This window comes from Bizionia gelidisalsuginis (assembly GCF_008086185.1).
Classification (GTDB): Bacteria; Bacteroidota; Bacteroidia; order Flavobacteriales; family Flavobacteriaceae; genus Bizionia; species Bizionia saleffrena.
Genome location: NZ_VSKN01000001.1, coordinates 178,218 through 196,015, shown reverse-complemented (window position 1 = coordinate 196,015; position 17,798 = coordinate 178,218). Strand labels below are relative to the sequence as shown.

The 17,798-nt window shown below is 34.0% G+C and carries 17 protein-coding genes; 15 read left to right on the top strand and 2 right to left on the bottom strand.

Going from position 1 to position 17,798, the window contains the following annotated elements:
• Together ES677_RS00930 and deoD are read left to right on the top strand one after the other, a co-directional pair.
• Window positions 1-531 carry a phosphoglycerate mutase family protein gene (locus ES677_RS00930; protein WP_148380153.1) on the top strand — a complete coding sequence of 177 codons (531 nt, stop codon included), beginning with the start codon at window positions 1-3 and terminating at the stop codon, window positions 529-531.
• Window positions 532-533: 2 nt separating this feature from the next.
• Window positions 534-1,232 (top strand): purine-nucleoside phosphorylase, encoded by a 699-nt coding sequence (deoD, locus tag ES677_RS00925; protein WP_148380152.1) that lies wholly within the window; start codon window positions 534-536, stop codon window positions 1,230-1,232.
• Window positions 1,233-1,239: 7 nt separating this feature from the next.
• Here deoD and ES677_RS00920 read toward each other — a convergent pair whose 3' ends face one another.
• On the bottom strand, window positions 1,240-1,989 hold the full coding sequence (locus tag ES677_RS00920) for a DUF6503 family protein (RefSeq protein ID WP_148380151.1): 750 nt from the start codon (window positions 1,987-1,989) through the stop codon (window positions 1,240-1,242).
• Window positions 1,990-2,179: 190 nt separating this feature from the next.
• Between ES677_RS00920 and smpB the strand changes: the two genes are divergently transcribed.
• The 5 genes from smpB (at window position 2,180) to ES677_RS00895 (ending at window position 8,305) form a co-directional block, all read left to right on the top strand.
• Window positions 2,180-2,635, top strand: coding sequence for an SsrA-binding protein SmpB (gene smpB / locus ES677_RS00915; protein WP_148368638.1), 456 nt, complete (start codon window positions 2,180-2,182; stop codon window positions 2,633-2,635).
• A gap of 127 nt (window positions 2,636-2,762) precedes the next feature.
• The gene (locus tag ES677_RS00910; protein WP_148380150.1) at window positions 2,763-5,231 is read left to right on the top strand and encodes a DUF5686 and carboxypeptidase regulatory-like domain-containing protein; all 2,469 of its coding nucleotides are present in this window, start codon (window positions 2,763-2,765) and stop codon (window positions 5,229-5,231) included.
• A gap of 271 nt (window positions 5,232-5,502) precedes the next feature.
• Window positions 5,503-6,219: a DUF2071 domain-containing protein gene (locus ES677_RS00905; RefSeq protein WP_148380149.1), complete on the top strand. Its 717-nt coding sequence runs from the start codon at window positions 5,503-5,505 to the stop codon at window positions 6,217-6,219.
• A gap of 517 nt (window positions 6,220-6,736) precedes the next feature.
• On the top strand, window positions 6,737-7,204 hold the full coding sequence (locus ES677_RS00900; RefSeq protein ID WP_148368641.1) for a hypothetical protein: 468 nt from the start codon (window positions 6,737-6,739) through the stop codon (window positions 7,202-7,204).
• Window positions 7,205-7,786: 582 nt separating this feature from the next.
• Window positions 7,787-8,305 carry a DUF1648 domain-containing protein gene (locus ES677_RS00895; RefSeq protein WP_148368642.1) on the top strand — a complete coding sequence of 173 codons (519 nt, stop codon included), beginning with the start codon at window positions 7,787-7,789 and terminating at the stop codon, window positions 8,303-8,305.
• A 4-nt stretch (window positions 8,306-8,309) separates the two neighbouring features.
• On the opposite strand, the gene ES677_RS00890 is transcribed toward ES677_RS00895, so the two are convergent.
• Window positions 8,310-8,951 (bottom strand): protein-L-isoaspartate(D-aspartate) O-methyltransferase, encoded by a 642-nt coding sequence (locus ES677_RS00890; protein ID WP_148380148.1) that lies wholly within the window; start codon window positions 8,949-8,951, stop codon window positions 8,310-8,312.
• Window positions 8,952-9,072: 121 nt separating this feature from the next.
• On the opposite strand from ES677_RS00890, the gene ES677_RS00885 reads away from it, so the two are divergent.
• The 8 genes from ES677_RS00885 (at window position 9,073) to ES677_RS00850 (ending at window position 17,771) form a co-directional block, all read left to right on the top strand.
• Window positions 9,073-10,032, top strand: coding sequence for a Gfo/Idh/MocA family protein (locus ES677_RS00885; protein WP_148368644.1), 960 nt, complete (start codon window positions 9,073-9,075; stop codon window positions 10,030-10,032).
• A gap of 159 nt (window positions 10,033-10,191) precedes the next feature.
• Window positions 10,192-11,082, top strand: coding sequence for a 3-hydroxybutyryl-CoA dehydrogenase (locus tag ES677_RS00880; RefSeq protein WP_148368645.1), 891 nt, complete (start codon window positions 10,192-10,194; stop codon window positions 11,080-11,082).
• An 81-nt stretch (window positions 11,083-11,163) separates the two neighbouring features.
• Entirely contained in the window at window positions 11,164-12,402 is a 1,239-nt protein-coding gene (locus ES677_RS00875; protein ID WP_148368646.1) for a DUF1015 domain-containing protein, read from the top strand.
• 41 nt (window positions 12,403-12,443) lie between these two features.
• Window positions 12,444-13,115: a YggS family pyridoxal phosphate-dependent enzyme gene (locus ES677_RS00870; RefSeq protein ID WP_148380147.1), complete on the top strand. Its 672-nt coding sequence runs from the start codon at window positions 12,444-12,446 to the stop codon at window positions 13,113-13,115.
• A gap of 22 nt (window positions 13,116-13,137) precedes the next feature.
• A complete protein-coding gene (locus tag ES677_RS00865) occupies window positions 13,138-14,520 on the top strand; it encodes an exonuclease domain-containing protein (protein WP_148380146.1) in 1,383 nt (460 codons plus the stop codon).
• Window positions 14,521-14,541: 21 nt separating this feature from the next.
• Entirely contained in the window at window positions 14,542-15,417 is an 876-nt protein-coding gene (locus tag ES677_RS00860; RefSeq protein WP_148380145.1) for an ion transporter, read from the top strand.
• A gap of 131 nt (window positions 15,418-15,548) precedes the next feature.
• On the top strand, window positions 15,549-16,460 hold the full coding sequence (gene miaA, locus ES677_RS00855; protein WP_148380144.1) for a tRNA (adenosine(37)-N6)-dimethylallyltransferase MiaA: 912 nt from the start codon (window positions 15,549-15,551) through the stop codon (window positions 16,458-16,460).
• A gap of 36 nt (window positions 16,461-16,496) precedes the next feature.
• Complete coding sequence (locus ES677_RS00850; protein ID WP_148380143.1) at window positions 16,497-17,771, top strand: DUF2254 domain-containing protein; 1,275 nt, start codon at window positions 16,497-16,499, stop codon at window positions 17,769-17,771.
• Window positions 17,772-17,798 lie beyond the last annotated feature (27 nt).

Below are 17,798 nucleotides of genomic sequence, written 5' to 3'. Positions count from 1 at the left end.
ATGAAGAAATTACTATTAGCGTCACTCCTATTACTGGTTTTTGCCTGCGGAAAAGCGCAAACGAAAGAGAAAGAAGAAACAATTCAAGTTGAAAATAAAACAACGTATTACTTTATCCGTCATTCTGAAAAAAACAGAGCTGTAAAAACTAAAAACCCTAATTTGTTAGAAAAAGGACAATCTAGAGCTGAAAATTGGGCCGAATATTTTAAATCTATTGCTTTTGATGCCGTGTATTCTACGAATTACAAGCGCACTAAACAAACAGCGACACCCACGGCGAAACAGAACAATTTAAAACTTATTATTTACAATCCGTCAAAATTAGATTACAACGCTTTTAAAGCAGACACTAAAGACAAAACGGTCTTAATCGTAGGACATAGCGATACGACTCCAAAATTTGTCAATACCATTATTGGAGAGAATAAATACAACGCAATCAACGATAGTATAAATAGCGCGCTTTTTATTGTAACAATTAATGGTAACGAAACAACTTCAGAAGTTTTAAATATCGAACACCAGTAATTATGAGTATACATATAGACGCTAAAAAAGGAGATATAGCGGAAACAATTTTATTGCCCGGAGATCCTTTACGTGCCAAATGGATTGCAGAAACCTATTTAGAAAATCCGATACTTTTTAATGAAGTCCGCGGTATGTTAGGCTATACCGGTACTTACAATGGCAAAAGCGTCTCGGTTATGGGTACCGGAATGGGCGTGCCGAGTATATCTATTTACGCCCACGAACTTATTACGCAATTTGGGGTTAAAAACTTAATCCGGGTAGGAAGTTCTGGGTCTTACCAAAAACACATAAAAATTAGGGATATCGTTTTGGCAATGGCAGCATCGTCCAATTCCGGCGTTAATGAATTGCGTTTTAGCGGTGCCGATTACGCGCCAACTGCCAATTTTGAGTTATTCCAGAAAGCGGTAGACACAGCAAAAAGTAAAAACATCCCTATAAAAGCCGGAAATGTTTTTACTTCGGATGAGTTTTATGCAGACGATTTCGAATCGTATAAAAAGTGGTCGAAATTTGGTGTGCTTTGCGTAGAGATGGAAACCGCTGGATTATATACAGTTGCCGCTAAACACAACGTAAAAGCCCTAACAATTTTAACCATATCAGATTCGTTAGTAACTGGCGAAGTCACCACTAGCAAAGAACGCGAAACCACCTTTAATGATATGATTGAAATTGCACTAGAATTAGCCTAATTTCAGATTATTCTACACTTACATTCTCCAATTCAATTTTAGAGAGGAGTTGTAATTTCTTATTTTTAAATAAAGCGTCAATGGTTTCTATATTGATATCGATAGTTTCGGGCTTGTAATTATTGTAATCTACAATTCTCGCTCCGTTTATATAGCGCTCATTAAACGCTTCTCTAAAACGAATACCGCCACCATTTACGTGGTATTGATATGCTAAGTAATCAAGTTTATAATCTTCAGTCGAAAACCAATACACAAACACATCATCAAAATCTTCTCCGCCATTTTCTTCACTAAATGTCACTTTTATTTTATGATACGATTTTTTATTTATGGTAACCGTATCTAAATACGTTTTATAAACCGCTCCGTCATTTAATCCTACCGGTAGTATCGAGAAATAATGTACCGAATTAACGGCATTACTGTACGTATCCACTAATGAATCTGGTACTTTTACCACTTCATTATTCACAAATCGCTCAAAACGTGTATTGCTTAACACATCGCGAATTGTTCCTACCGAGTCGATAAATGTGCGATTTAGAGTAAAAGCACCTCCATCGCGTACTGCTTTATACGTTTTATCTCTAAACTTAAATGTAAGCGTAGACGTTAAAATAGTATCGCCACCGGCAATTTTAATCGCTTCGTTTACAATGTTAGTTGCGTTTGGTGCTGCAACTTCTGGGGTAGTATTCTGTTTACAACTTATTAAAACAGTAAGAAAGAGTAAAGGTAAAAGTATAGATTTCATTAGTTTCATTAGTTTCATTTTTTTAATTTTAATAAGACAGTATCACTTCATTTTTCTGTAAGCAATAATCAAACAGTCGGATAAAATGAGATTAAATTACATCTAGTAAAAGCAATTATTTCGTGCAACTTAGTAATTATTAACATCAATTTTAATAAAATAATCTTAAATTGATTAGCTTTGTTGTGCTATGCAAAAAAAAATAAACATACTTAATAAAAAGGCTAAGTTTCAATACGAAATTTTAGATAAATATACCGCAGGAATTGTACTTACAGGTACCGAGATAAAATCCATTAGATCGGGAAAAGCGTCCATTACCGAATCGTTTTGTGAGTTTAACGACCGTGGCGAATTATTTGTTATTAATATGACCGTTCAAGAATACCTGTATGGTAATTACTACAACCACGTCCCAAAAGCAGAACGCAAACTATTATTACACAAAAAAGAGCTTAAAAAACTTAATAAAGAGGTGCAAAATACTGGGTTAACCATTATTCCGTTGCGTATGTTTGTTAACGATAAAGGCTTAGCTAAACTGACTATAGCTTTAGCAAAAGGTAAAAAGCTATACGATAAAAGAGAAGCTATAAAAGACCGAGATAGCAAAAAACAATTAGCGCGTATTAAGAAGAACTTTTAGTTTACCATAATTTATTTATTAGTCATTACTGATGTTTTTCTGTTTTATTATTAAATTCAGTTATCTTTAGGCAACCTTTTTACTTTTAAAAGCGTCTATAATAAAACAGACCCTAAACACCCTTACTATGACCAAACCACTACTCTTTTTAGTAACGTTCTTTATTTTCCATACTTCATTTTCACAACTAACAGGCCGGGTAACTTCGGCAAGCGGAGAAAACCTTCCTGTCGTAAGTGTTTATTTAAACGATACGTATATTGGTACGACCACGAACGACGATGGCATCTATGAATTGAACTTCGCTAAAACTGGAGAGTATTCCGTTGTTTTTCAATATTTAGGGTATAAAACGTTAAAGAAATCGGTTACTATTACATCATTTCCACATACTTTAAATGCTGAATTAATAGAAGAAGATATTTCGCTGAATGAAGTCGTTATTAATTCGAAAGAAAACCCAGCAGATATTATTATTCGTAAAACTATCGAAGCTCGAGAAGCCAATTTAGAAAAGCAAAACACGTTTTCGGCCAACTTTTATTCTCGAGGATTACTGAAAATTAAAAATGCTCCCGAGAAAATATTCGGACAAGACGTTGGTGATTTAGGTGGCGCATTAGATTCTACCCGAAGTGGAATTATTTATCTTTCTGAAACGATTTCGAAATTAGAATATCAAGCACCAAAACTTTTAAAAGAAAAAATTATCGCTTCCAAAGTGAGTGGCGATGATAATGGTTTTAGCTTTAACAGCGCCAATAGCGTTAATTTCAATTTTTACGACAATACTATTACTTTAGGGAGCGAAATTATTTCGCCTATTGCCGATTATGCCTTTAATTATTACCGATACCAACTCGTTGGTGTTTTTTATGATGACAAAGGGAACCTCATTAATAAAATAGAAATCACTCCAAAACGAGAAAACGATAAAGCCTTTTCTGGTTTTGTATATATCGTAGAAGATGATTGGAGTTTATACGCCGTAGACGTTTCGGTTACTGGAAAACGCGCTCAGGTAATTCCTGTCGATGTATTTACCATAAAACAATCTTACACTTACTCTGAAACCGATGCTATTTGGGCAAAAATATCGCAGGTTTTCGAGTTTAAGTTCGGCATTTTAGGCATTACGGGCGATGGCTATTTTACTGTTGTTTATAGTGATTACGATTTTTCTCCTAATTTTGAAGATGATCATTTTACACGTGAAATTCTTTCATTCGAAGACAATTCTAATAAAAAAGACGCTATCTATTGGTCGACAAAAAGGCCCGTTCCCTTAACGCAACCGGAAAATAAGGACTACATAAAAAAAGACAGTATTCAATTAGTAAAAGAATCGAAACCCTATTTAGATTCCATAGACGGCGCGAATAATGCCTTTAAAATTGGTGATATTATTAGCGGTTACAGTTATCAAAATTCTCAAAAATCGTATACTATTAATGTAAGTTCTCCTTTAAAAGGTGTCAACTTTAATACGGTGCAAGGTTTTAATAGCTTTTTGGATGTCAATTTCATGAAAGAGTACGACGATTTTAATAAATACCTAAGTATCGGTACGAAAATAAATTATGGTGAAGCCGATGACCGCCTGCGTGCTGTTGCTTATTTTCGTTTTAAATTCAATAATATAAACGATCGTTTTATTTCGCTTTCTGGTGGTATAAAAACCGAACAGTTTAATAGTAGCGCACCTATTTCCCCGTTAATAAATAGCATCAGCTCATTGTTTTTTGAGGATAATTATATGAAGCTTTACGACAAAAGTTTTGCTGAAGCTAAATTCTCACAAGAGTTGTTTAATGGGTTTAGCTTCTATTCTTCATTAGCTTACGAACGTAGAAAACCGCTTTTTAATCACACCGATTATACTTTTATAAACGAAGATCGCGATAGTTACACAAGTAATAATCCCAGAGATCCATTTAATTATACAAGCGCCAATTTTAGCACGCACAATATTGTAAAACTGAATGTAAATGCGCGCATCAATTTCGCCCAAAGTTTTTATAGTCGCCCTGACGGGAAATTTAATGTTACCAATAATAAATACCCAACGCTAACTGTAGGCTACGAAAAAGGGTTGGGTGCGTCTGAATCTAATTACAATTTCGATGCTTTTAAATTAGGACTTCAGCAGGAAGTGGTTGTTGGTAACAAAGGGGTTTTAAACTATAATGTAAAAGGTGGTTTCTTTGCCAATGCCGATGATATTGCTTTTATCGATTATCATCATTTTAATGGCAACCAGACCAATGTTAATTTTAGAGGCTCGTATTTAAACAGCTATAAGAATTTACCTTACTACGCCCTAAGCACCAATAACAATTACGCAGAAGTACACGCGCAACACAACTTTAAAGGGTTTATTTTGAATAAAATTCCATTACTTAATAAACTGAATTACAACATGCTAATTAGCACCAATATTGCCTACACGGAAAGTAACAAACCGTATACAGAATATGCTATAGGAATCGATAATTTAGGCTTTGGTAAATACCGTTTTTTACGAATAGATTATGTGCGCTCGTACCAAGGCTCTGGCTTTATTAGCGATGCTGTGTTGTTTGGAATTAGCTTTTAATATGTAATTAATAGTTTAATTTATAACTCTTACATTAGAGGTAGTGTACATTATGCGCACTCTAACGGCTTAACAAAACAAAAGTTAAATATTAAGAGATAAACTTGATGATTAAAAAAACTGAGGGTAATTCCGTATAAAATTAATTGCTAGTTCTAACCTACTTAGAAATTTTTATAGATTTTAGAAGTAGATTTTTATTTCCTAATTTAGTTGCTTAGCCACGAAACTAATCTTAAACAATCGCGTTTGATGCCAATTGACCACTATAATGAAAACACCAAGATTAAAAGGAATAATAGACAGACGAATTTTAATCAATTACCAAATTGATAAAGAAGTTTTGGAGAATTATTTACCAAAACCTTTTAAACCGAAATTGGTAAATGGAAAAGGAATTGGTGGAATTTGTTTAATTAGATTAAAAGAAATCAGACCTAAAGGTTTCCCTAAACAAATCGGAATTTCATCTGAAAACGGAGCACACCGTATTGCAGTCGAATGGGTAGAAAATGGAAAACTAAAAGAAGGTGTTTATATTCCAAGAAGAGACACGTCCTCTAAATTAAATTCTCTTGCTGGAGGAACACTTTTCCCTGGAATCCATCACTTAGCAAATTTTACAGTTAATGAAAAAGGCGGAAATTACGATATCAGATTTATAAGTGAAGACCAAACATCTATATCAATCCAAGCCACAGAAACACATAAGTGGAATAACGAAAGCGTATTTGAAAATTTAAAATGTGCATCTGATTTTTTTGAATATGCCTCTATTGGATACGCGCCTGATAAAAATGATTTTGACGGACTTGAATTAAAAACGAAAAATTGGAAAGTATCGTTATTGGAAGTGGAAAACGTAGAGTCGAGTTTTTTTGAAGATGAAAATATTTTCCCAAAAGGTTCTGTGAAATTTGACAATGGGCTACTAATGAAGGATATTAAACACGAATGGATTGGACTAAAAAAAATAAAAAAAACATAATACCGTATAAAATTAATTAATATTATCATTGTCAGTTGCTTTGTTTTTAAACTTCTAATTTTCCTTAGGAAAACCCTCGATATAAAACCTGCAACGCAATAACAAAGACTACAATAAACCCAATATCCTCTCATAATATTAAAAAATGATATAAAGACATTTAGCTTCAATATTTATAATAACCTCTTGTGTTTTGAGCATTCTAACTGTAGAATTTTCAAGAATTTCGGAACCGAAAGAATATTAGTCTTTGATTTTTTCTGAGCTTATTATTTTAGCGTCAATACTATTGGTTTTTACTACGGAACCTAAAATCAAAAAAACAAGATCTAAGTCTCATTACACAAAATGACCTTATTCCTCCTTTGTCCTTTCTGATTATATCCTAAAGTTAACTATATTTATAAAATACTAACTTAAGTTATACTCTAGCTGTATGCCTTTGAGTAAAGAGATAATCCGGAATCATATACGCGTTACTTTTAGCCCTTATATTGAAAAAACATAATTATAGAAAATGATTAAATATATACTTAACACTAAAAAAGCACATTATTCTTCAAATTTGAATGGAGATAATTTAAGACAAAAAATTGAGGACATTTTTGGCCAAAATAACTTGAAGTTTGTTGGGAAATTTACAAGTCAAAATGCGTTTGAAGCTTATGATAAATGGACTTATATTAAGTGGTATGTCCCGAATTTTAAAAGAAAAACGGCGTATTTAAATGGGGAAATAATAACCTCTGAAAAAGGCTCATTATTGCAATTAAACATTAAACCAAATCCTGTTATAGCCATTTTCCCTATTCTTACCGTATTAATAGGCATAATTACCTTAATAGTGGCAGCTTCAAATAACAAAACCTTGATTTTTGGACTCCTTATAATTGTAGTTGCCATTTTGTTTCACCTCTTTGGAATGTTTTTAAGAAGTCGATTACAAAACAATTTTAAGAACCATTTGGATTTACAAAAGGTTTAATTAATACATTATATATATAAAAAAATAATTTGTTTCCATTAAACATAAAATATAAAATTAAATTTAGATTCTGAAAACAATAAAATTATTGAAACGATAGAAAAAGAACTGATTCACTTAAAAATTGATGAAATTATACTTTCAGGGTTTGAAATTAATTTCAGAAACTCCTTTTTCAACGGACAGGGAAGAAATCATCTAATGGCTCCTGTAGATAAAGAATATTTTAAGCTGAATAGAGATTCAAAAATAGTAGTATATTCTTTTTCTCTAATTAGGATGTTTTATATTGCTTTGTGTATGAGTGCCTTTTTCGGACTTATTTCTCAAAGTTATAATATTGGATTTTTTGCATTTATTTGGTTTTTTGGAATGAACTGGTTATTGCATTAATAAGGCAAAACCTATTTATGAATAGGTTGAAAAAGAAACTAATTAAGGAAAATACTATTTAAATTAGTATTTTAATATTAATCGCTTCGTAATTACAAACTCTAATTTTGCTCTACCCCTTTCTCATACCTAATATTTATAACGATCCTTGTGCTCGACGTTAAATACCTTTCAACTAAAACACCGAAAATGTTCAACACCAACCGACCTAAATTAAAAATTGACTGTGATAAATCAGACAGAATTATTGAAGCGCTTACACTTTTAAGCTTGTTATTTTCGTTTGCGTTTATAGCGCATCATTACAGTGATTTACCCGATAGGGTTCCCGCTCATTTTGGATTAGATGGCGAAGTAAACCGCTATGACGAGAAAAGTATGATTTGGTTAGTCCCCATGCTACTTTCTGCTATTTGCTTCGGCGTTTATAAATTGAACAAACATCCTTACATCTATAATTATCCTGTGAAAATCACGGAAAACAATGCTGAAAAACAGTACAGAAGTTCAACAAAAATAACACGATATATTAACTTGAGCTTTTCATTAATTTGCGCGGTAATTACTTACGAAATGGTAACTATAGCTTTAAAAAACAGCACTTCCTTTTCGCTGTTTTCAAATTACTTCTTAATAATAACGATCGCATTTTTAACGCTAATGCCTATAGTAATGGTGATTAAAACAATAGTGCAAACCAAGAAATAACCCCTTAATTTTTATCCTCCAATAAAGGCACAAAACGAAATTCTCCAAACTCGGTTTTCTCGAATGCTTTTGGGCCTGTTCTTACAAATAGCGTCATTGTTTGCACGTCGTCACCCACAGGAATTACCAAGCGGCCACCAATAGCCAGTTGCGCTAAAAGCGGTTTGGGTACAAAAGGTGCTCCGGCAGTAACAATAATACTATCAAACGGCGCTTCTTCAACTAATCCTTTATAGCCATCACCAAAAATAAGTTTTCGGGCACGATACCCTAACTTAGGTAAAAAATTACTCGTTTTTTTAAACAATTCTCGCTGTCTTTCAATACTATATACTTGTGCTCCTAATTCACACAAAACAGCGGTTTGGTAACCACTTCCAGTGCCAATTTCTAATACTTTATGGCCGCGTTCTATTTGCATTAATTCGCTTTGAAACGCTACTGTATACGGCTGTGAAATCGTTTGGTCGGCAGCAATAGGAAAGGCTTTATCCTGATACGCGTGGTCCAAAAAACTAGAATCCATAAACAAATGTCGTGGTATTTTAGCCATCGCTTTTAGTACCTTTTCGTTGGTTACACCTTTAGATTTAACCACAGAAACTAATTGCTGACGTAAGCCTTGATGTTTTAAAGTATCTTTCAAAATAATTGGGAGTTTTACGGGATAAAATTAATCAAATCTTAAAGGTTTCATACCTTTATTTTATAAATTCTTTTTCTTTATTCTGCTTCAAAAATCTTATTTTTGTTGAAAACGTAATTATATGCTGAACGTAGGAGTATTAGGTGCTGGTCATCTTGGAAAAATTCATTTAAGACTGCTTAATCAATCTGAAAAATATAATTTGGTTGGCTTTTATGACGCCGATGAAGAAAATGCAAAACGTATTGAAGCGGAATTGGGCTACACCTATTTTAGTACTATAGAAGCATTAATTGACGCTGTAGATGTTGTCGATATTGTTACCCCTACCCTATCGCACTACGAATGTGCCAAGCAGGCCATTGCTAAAAGCAAGCATATTTTTATAGAAAAACCAATTACAAATACCGTTGAGGAAGCAGAAACCTTGCGTGCTTTAGTCGCCGAAAAAGGCGTTAAAGGTCAAGTGGGGCACGTAGAACGTTTTAACCCTGCGTTTATTGCCGTTAAAGACATGCTCGATAAACCTATGTTTATAGAATCGCACCGTTTGGCAGAATTTAATCCACGAGGTACCGATGTTCCTGTGGTTTTAGATTTAATGATTCACGATATCGATGCTATTTTAAGCGTCGTAAAATCTGAAGTAAAACACGTCTCGGCAAGTGGCGTTTCGGTAATTAGTGACACTCCCGATATTGCCAACGCGCGTATTGAGTTTGTTAACGGTTGCGTGGCGAATTTAACAGCGAGTAGAATTTCGTTAAAGAATATGCGTAAAACTCGCTTTTTTCAGCGAGACGCTTATATTTCTGTCGATTTTTTAGAGAAGAAATGTGAAGTCGTTAAAATGAAAGACGCCCCGAAAAACCCCGGAGATTTTGATATGATTCTTCAAAATGCGGAAGGCATCAAAAAACAGATCTATTTCGACAATCCTGAAATTTCAGAAAATAATGCCATTTTAGACGAATTAGAATCGTTTGCCGATGCCATTAATAACGACACCAAACCAGTGGTAACACTTCACGATGGTACCGAAGCCTTGCGTGTTGCTACTATGATTATCAATCAGTTTTAGTGCTGTCGCAACTAATAATCTCATTATTTAAATTAAAGTCATTCGAAGTATAATTAAGTAAAAAATACAATTTACTTCCTTGCTAAACACCAAACGAGCTCAAGGAAAAATAGATAATAAATAAGAATCCTTTTTTTAAGGAATAAAAATAAATATTTAATGAAGAATATAGCAGTAATTGGAGCAGGAACAATGGGAAATGGAATAGCCCACACCTTTGCTCAATCCGGATACAACGTACAACTTATAGATATTAGTGAGGCGTCTTTAGAGCGTGGCATAAACACTATTACGAAAAATTTAGATAGAATGGTTGCTAAGGAAAAAATTTCTGAAGCTGATAAAACCGCTACTCTAAAAAAGATTACCACGTTCACCGATATTTCTGAAGGAGTTAAAAACACCGACTTAGTAGTTGAAGCTGCAACCGAAAATTTCGATTTAAAACTTAAAATATTTAAGCAATTAGACGACGTTTGTGACGACAACACCATTTTAGCCACCAATACTTCTTCTATTTCTATTACAAAAATTGGAGCCGTTACTTCTCGACCAGAGAAAGTTATTGGAATGCACTTTATGAACCCTGTGCCTATTATGAAATTGGTTGAAATTATTCGCGGGTATAGTACAAGCGATGTCGTGACGTCAACTATTATGGACTTATCTAAAAGATTAGGTAAAACGCCAACCGAGGTTAACGATTATCCTGGTTTTGTAGCGAATAGAATTTTAATGCCAATGCTAAACGAATCTATCGAAACGTTATACAACGGTGTTGCCGGCGTTGAAGAAATAGATACAGTTATGAAATTAGGTATGGCGCACCCAATGGGACCTTTACAATTAGCAGATTTTATTGGGCTAGACGTTTGCCTATCAATTTTAAACGTTATGTACGACGGCTTTAAAAACCCTAAATATGCACCGTGCCCATTATTAGTGAATATGGTAGCGGCAGGGAAATTAGGTGTTAAATCTGGCGAAGGATTTTATGATTATTCAGAAAGTAGAAAGGCTGAAAAAGTCGCTAAGCAATTTTCGAAATAAAAATTATAAGCAGATAGCGTTCGCATACCTCTAAAGGTCTAATTTTATTTTTATGCGAATTAAACACTCTCAATATTTAGTATGTCTACAATTATTCCGTTTAAAGCAGTACGTCCTACCCGAGATAAAGTGAGCTTGGTGGCTTCGCGGTCGTATCAAAGTTATACGCAAGCAGAACGCGAAGGCCGTTTAGATTATAACCCGTATTCATTTTTGCACATCGTTAATCCGGGCTATAAATATGCAAAAGAAATTTCTGGAGTTGCGCGTTATCAACTCGTTAAAAATCGCTATTTAGAATTTAAAGAAAGCGGCATATTTAAACGCGATAACACCCCTTGTTTTTATATTTATAAAATTATAGATCGAAAAAACCAAGTATTTAACGGTATTGTGGCAGCAGCAAGTGTTGAAGACTACAAAGCCGATGTTATAAAAAAACACGAAGACACTATTTCTAGCCGCGAAGTCGTGTTTAAAGACTATTTAAAAACGGTGGGCTTTAATGCCGAACCTGTGTTGTTGACCTACCCCGATAACGCTGTTATTTCATCTATTATTAAAAAGGAACAACAACACCGAGCAGAATTTGAATTTACAACCACCTTTCGCGACACGCATTACTTATGGAAAATTGAAAATGAAGTTGATATAAACGCGATTTCGGACGCATTTAAAGACATTGACACCTTATATATTGCCGATGGCCATCACCGTTCGTCGTCGTCTCATTTATTATATGAGGATTTAAAATCTAAAAACAAAAATCATATAGGATCGGAGTCTTATAATTACTTTATGACGTATTTAATTCCGGAATCCGAATTAAAAATTCACGAGTTTAATAGATTAATCACCGATCTCAACGGATTAAGTAAAGAAGAGTTTTTAATACAATTAGATACGCTGTATAGAATAGAAAACCGCGGTGCCATTCCTTATAAACCGACACAAAAACATCATTTCAGTATGTATTTAGATGGCGAGTTTTATTCCTTATATTTAAGGAAAGCAGGTTATTCGTTTAAAACATCGCTTGATGCCTTGGATGCACAATTACTTTATGCGACCATTTTAAAACCTATTTTAGGTATTGAAGATTTACGTAACGATAATAGAATAAATTACATAAGTGGTATTAAGGAAGTCGTAAATATGAAAAGTAAAGTGGATGAAGGCGACTACAAAATAGGTTTTGGTATGGTTCCTGCTTGTATTAATGAACTTAAAACCATCGCTGACGATGGTTTAAAAATGCCTCCAAAAAGCACGTATATAGAACCAAAATTACGAAGTGGAGTTACTATTTACGAGTTTTAAAACGCATTACCATTTAGCAAATTGATTATAAGCAAGAACAAATGAGCATAACAACGCAATTACACGATATACAAGCCACCCTCCCAGAGCACGTTTCTCTGGTCGCCGTTTCTAAAACGAAACCGGTTAGCGACTTAATGGAAGCTTACGACGCTGGTCAGCGTATTTTTGGAGAGAATAAAATTCAGGAAATGTGCGACAAGTTCGAAGATATGCCAAAAGACATCCTTTGGCATATGATTGGGCACGTACAACGTAATAAAGTAAAATATATGGCACCTTTTGTGAATTTAATTCACGGTGTCGATAATTTTAAGTTATTAAAAGAAATTAATAAACAAGCGAAAGCGAACGAGCGCACTATTAATTGTCTTTTGCAGATAAAAATTGCTGAAGAAGATTCTAAATTCGGAATGTCTTTAGACGCGGCTTCAGAGATTTTACAGAGGGATGACTTTTCAGAATTTAAACACATTCAAATTACTGGTGTTATGGGGATGGCAACATTTACTGATAATACCAATCAGGTTGAAAATGAATTCAATGCTTTACAAACTGCATTCAATCAATTAAAAGCGCTTCAGCCCGAAAATAAAGCCTTCAAAACCATTTCTATGGGTATGAGTGGCGACTATAAATTAGCAATTAATTGTGGCAGCACAATGGTTCGTGTAGGAAGTAGTATCTTTGGAGAAAGAAATTACAACGCATAACAAACACTTAAATTAATAGCATATTTATACTATAGTTGACATAGAGACGACCGGCGGGAAGTTTAATGAAGAAGGCATTACCGAAATTGCCATCTACAAATACGATGGACACGAAGTCGTAGACCAATTTATTAGTTTGGTAAATCCGGAGCGCGAGATACAACCGTTTGTTGTAAACTTAACAGGTATAAACAGTAATATGCTGCGCAATGCACCTAAATTTTACGAAGTCGCTAAACGCATTGTCGAAATTACAGAGGGTTCTATTTTAGTCGCGCACAACGCCAAATTCGATTATCGTATTTTACGTACAGAATTTAGCCGCCTAGGGTTCGAATACGAAAGAGAAACCTTATGCACCGTTCAATTGTCTAAAGACTTAATTCCAGATTTACCGTCTTATAGTTTGGGTAAACTAGTGCGTTCTTTAGGTATACCAGTAACCGATAGGCATCGCGCCTCTGGAGATGCCTTGGCGACAGTAAAACTTTTTAAGTTATTAATAGACAAAGACACGAATAAGGAAATTATTATTAATTCCATTCGTAAAGAGCCAAAGCTTCAATTGGAGCCTAAACTCGTCGATATTATGGGTCAATTGCCATCAATAACTGGTGTGTATTATATTCATAATTCAAGCGGAGATATTATATATATTGGTAAAAGTAATAATATTAAGAAACGTATTAATCAACATTTTACGGGTACCGACTCGAAGTCAAAAAAAATACAGTTACAAGTGGCCGAGGTCACTTACGAGTCTACAGGTAGCGAACTTGTTGCACTATTAAAAGAAAGCGAAGAAATAAAACGCGTAAAACCGAAACATAATCGTTCGTTACGCCGTTCTCTATTCTCTAGTGCTTTATACAGTTTTGTAGACGATAATGGTTATATTAATTTAACCGTTGATAAGGCCGATGGTCGCAAAAAAGCGATAACAACCTTTAGCAATAGGCAAAGCGCAAAAGCATTTATGTTTAAAGTGGTGGAAGACTATAATTTATGTCAGAAATTAAATGGTTTATATAAAACCAAAACCAGTTGTTTTAATTACGATATAAAATCGTGCAATGGCGCTTGTGTTAATCAAGAAGCACCAGAAGCGTATAATAAACGCGTCACTGAGCTAATAAAAAAATACAGTTACGATAATCAAGATATGGTAATTATAGACAAAGGTCGCGATATCGATGAACGTAGTGCTATTCTTATAGAAAATGGTATCTTTCAAGGCTTGGGATTTTTCAATTTAAACTATCAAATAAACAATATCGATATTTTAAAAACAATCATTACACCAATGCTTAACAATAGAGATAACCAGCATATTATACAAAGTTACTTAAGACGTAATAAACGCTTAAAAATTGTAACATTAGATACACAGCAAGAAAATAATTAAATTTCTGTATTTTTTATACCTATGGAAAATCCCTTACCTGAAAAAAATAAGCGTTGGAAGATAAAACTTCACGAAATTATTTACGAAGCAGACACTCCTGCCGGAAAGTTATTCGATGTTATTTTATTAGTTTTCATTATTGCTAGTATTTTATTGGTAATGCTTGAAAGCGTAGCCTCCATCGATTTAAAATACCATTTTTGGTTAAACGTAGGCGAATGGATTGTTACCGTATTATTTACTATCGAATATATAGCGCGAGTAATTACCGTAAAAAAACCTTGGAAATACATATTTAGTTTCTACGGTATAATCGATTTGTTATCTACCCTACCTAAATACTTATCTTTAATATTTGCAGGTACACACGCTCTCGTGGCTTTAAGAGCACTACGCTTATTACGTGTATTTAGAATTTTAAAATTAGCCCGTTACTTAGGCGCATCAAACCAACTCGCCACAGCCCTAAAAGCAAGCCGTGCGAAAATCTCTGTATTTTTATTTGCCGTTGTTATTGCCGCCACTATTTTTGGTACAATTATGTATTTAGTAGAAGGCGAAAAAAACGGCTTCGATAACATCCCTAAAAGTATCTATTGGTCCATTGTTACCCTTACTACCGTAGGTTTTGGTGATATCGCACCACAAACACCCTTAGGTCAATTTATAGCCACAATAATAATGGTTTTAGGGTACGGTATTATTGCCGTGCCTACAGGAATTGTGTCTGCCGAATACACAAGAAGTACCAATAACGAAGAAGAGCAGAAACAGAAAAAAGAGCAATCTAACACCGTAGCCCTGAACACACAATCGTGCCAAAATTGCTTAGCTGAAAACCATAAGGACAAAGCCGAGTATTGTTACAACTGCGGGCAACCATTGCATATTAAATAATATTTGGGCGTTACTTTAATAGCATTTAGCTATTAAAGTCAGGCTATTCGCTATATCTTTTTTAGGAATAAAAAAAGGATGCCGCTACTATCCTTAACGCACGTTACACCTTTACCATAAGTCATTTTATTTTGAAAACAGAAAACAAATATCTTATCTCTATTATTGGCCCAACTGCCATTGGTAAAACCAGTCTTGGTATTACACTAGCTAATTATTTTAATACCGAAATTATATCAGCCGATTCTAGACAGTTTTTTAAAGAAATGCACATTGGCACTGCGGCGCCTACAAAATCTGAGCGCGCTGCAGCACCACATCATTTTATTCAGCACAAATCGATTTTAGAAAACTATAATGTTGGCGCTTTCGAAAAAGACGCCATTGCGAAATTGGATATGCTTTTTAAAACACACGACTATGTCGTTATGGTTGGTGGTTCCGGTTTATATGTGGATGCGGTTACAACAGGATTAGATCACTTTCCGGAAGTCGATAAAAATATTCGCGAAATACTGAATCAGCAACTCGAAACCGAAGGCTTAGCGTCGTTACAACGCCAATTAAAAGACTTAGATTTAGAATCGTATAATAGGATAGCGCTTCAAAACCCGCAGCGTGTAATTCGCGCTTTAGAAATAAGTATCGGTTCGGGTAAACCGTATTCTTCCTTTTTAAATAAAGATAAAAACAATCGTTCTTTTACAACCGTTAGTATTGGTTTAACCGCTGAAAGAGCCATTATTTACGACCGCATTAACGCCCGCGTAGATAGTATGATTGACCACGGTCAACTAGAAGAAGTCCAATCACTTTTAGATTATAAAGATTTAAATGCGCTAAATACCGTTGGCTATAAAGAATTATTTAAATATATAGATGGAGAATGGACTTTAGAATTTGCCATTTCGGAAATTAAAAAAAACACCCGTCGTTTCGCAAAACGACAACTTACTTGGTTTAAAAGAGATCCAGAAACCTCGTGGTTCGATTTTAATACCGATTTTAAAACAGTACTGAAAGCCATTCAAAATAAAAAATAGTACATTTATTTAACGTGAAATAAAACCAAACTGTTTATGAAAGAAAAGTTTCTGTTTATTTTAAGAAGTATTTTTAAACTAAAAGATAAAATCGCTTTTTTCCCCACTCTAATTGCCTTTGCTGGTAGTGCTTTTGCCTATTTAATGTTTTATTTAGAAAGTCAAGGCATCTCTAAATATTTATTAGATATTGTACCAGACTTGGTTATTAATAACACCGATACGGCACGTACTTTACTAACAACAATAACCGCGGGTTCTATTTCAATTATGGTTTTTAGTTTCTCTATGGTAATGGTGCTTTTAAACCAAGCATCGAGTAATTTTTCACCACGTTTATTACCGGGTTTAATTTCGAACAGACGACATCAAGTTATCTTAGGTATTTATGTAGCCACAATACTCTATTGCATCTTTACATTAATTTCTATTCGCCCCAGCGGTAACGAATATCAATTACCCGGATTTTCGGTACTATTAGCCATTGTGTTTATGGTCGTATCGTTAGGTGCATTTATTTATTTCATACACTCGATTTCTCAATCCATTCAAATAAACAATATAATGGATAAAATTTTTAAAAAATCAAGTAACAGATTATTACACCTCATAGACTCTGAAAAGGACAATAAAGAATCTTTTAAGTCGTCTGATAATTGGAATAGCTACAAATCGTATAAAACGGGATATCTTCAAAATATATCCTTAGAAAATATCGCAGAAATTGCAAAAAAGCACGAGTGTAAAATAGAGATTAGTGCTAATAAAGGAGCGTTTCTTTTAGAAAAGGACATCTTATTTAAAACAGAAATAGAATTAGATGAAGAGACTCTTGGAGGTTTGCATACAAACTTCGACTTTGCAAAAAGCGAACTTATAGAAGATAATTATGTATTAGCTTTTAAACAATTAACCGAGATCGCAGTTAAAGCGATGTCTCCTGGTATTAACGACCCTGGAACCGCGCTTAATGCTATAGATTACTTATCGCAATTATACGTGTTAAGGCTTAAGAAAAATGATATTAGCTTCACTTATATAGACGATATTCCTTGGGTTTTTATCTCAACAGTTAATTTTAGCTCACTACTATACGAAGCTATGGCGTCTTTACGAACGTATTGCAAGCACGATGTGATATTAGTAAAACGTTTATTAACTATGCTAAATAATTTAAAACGTTTAAGTACGGTAGAAACTTATACAAAAAGCATTACAGAAGAAATTGAAAATCTAAAAACAGATGCAAGCCATTCTATTAAAAACGAACGCGATTTAGCGCTAATAGCTTCCGAAAACTTTAATGTATAAAAAAACCAGCTTTGGAGCTGGTTTTTT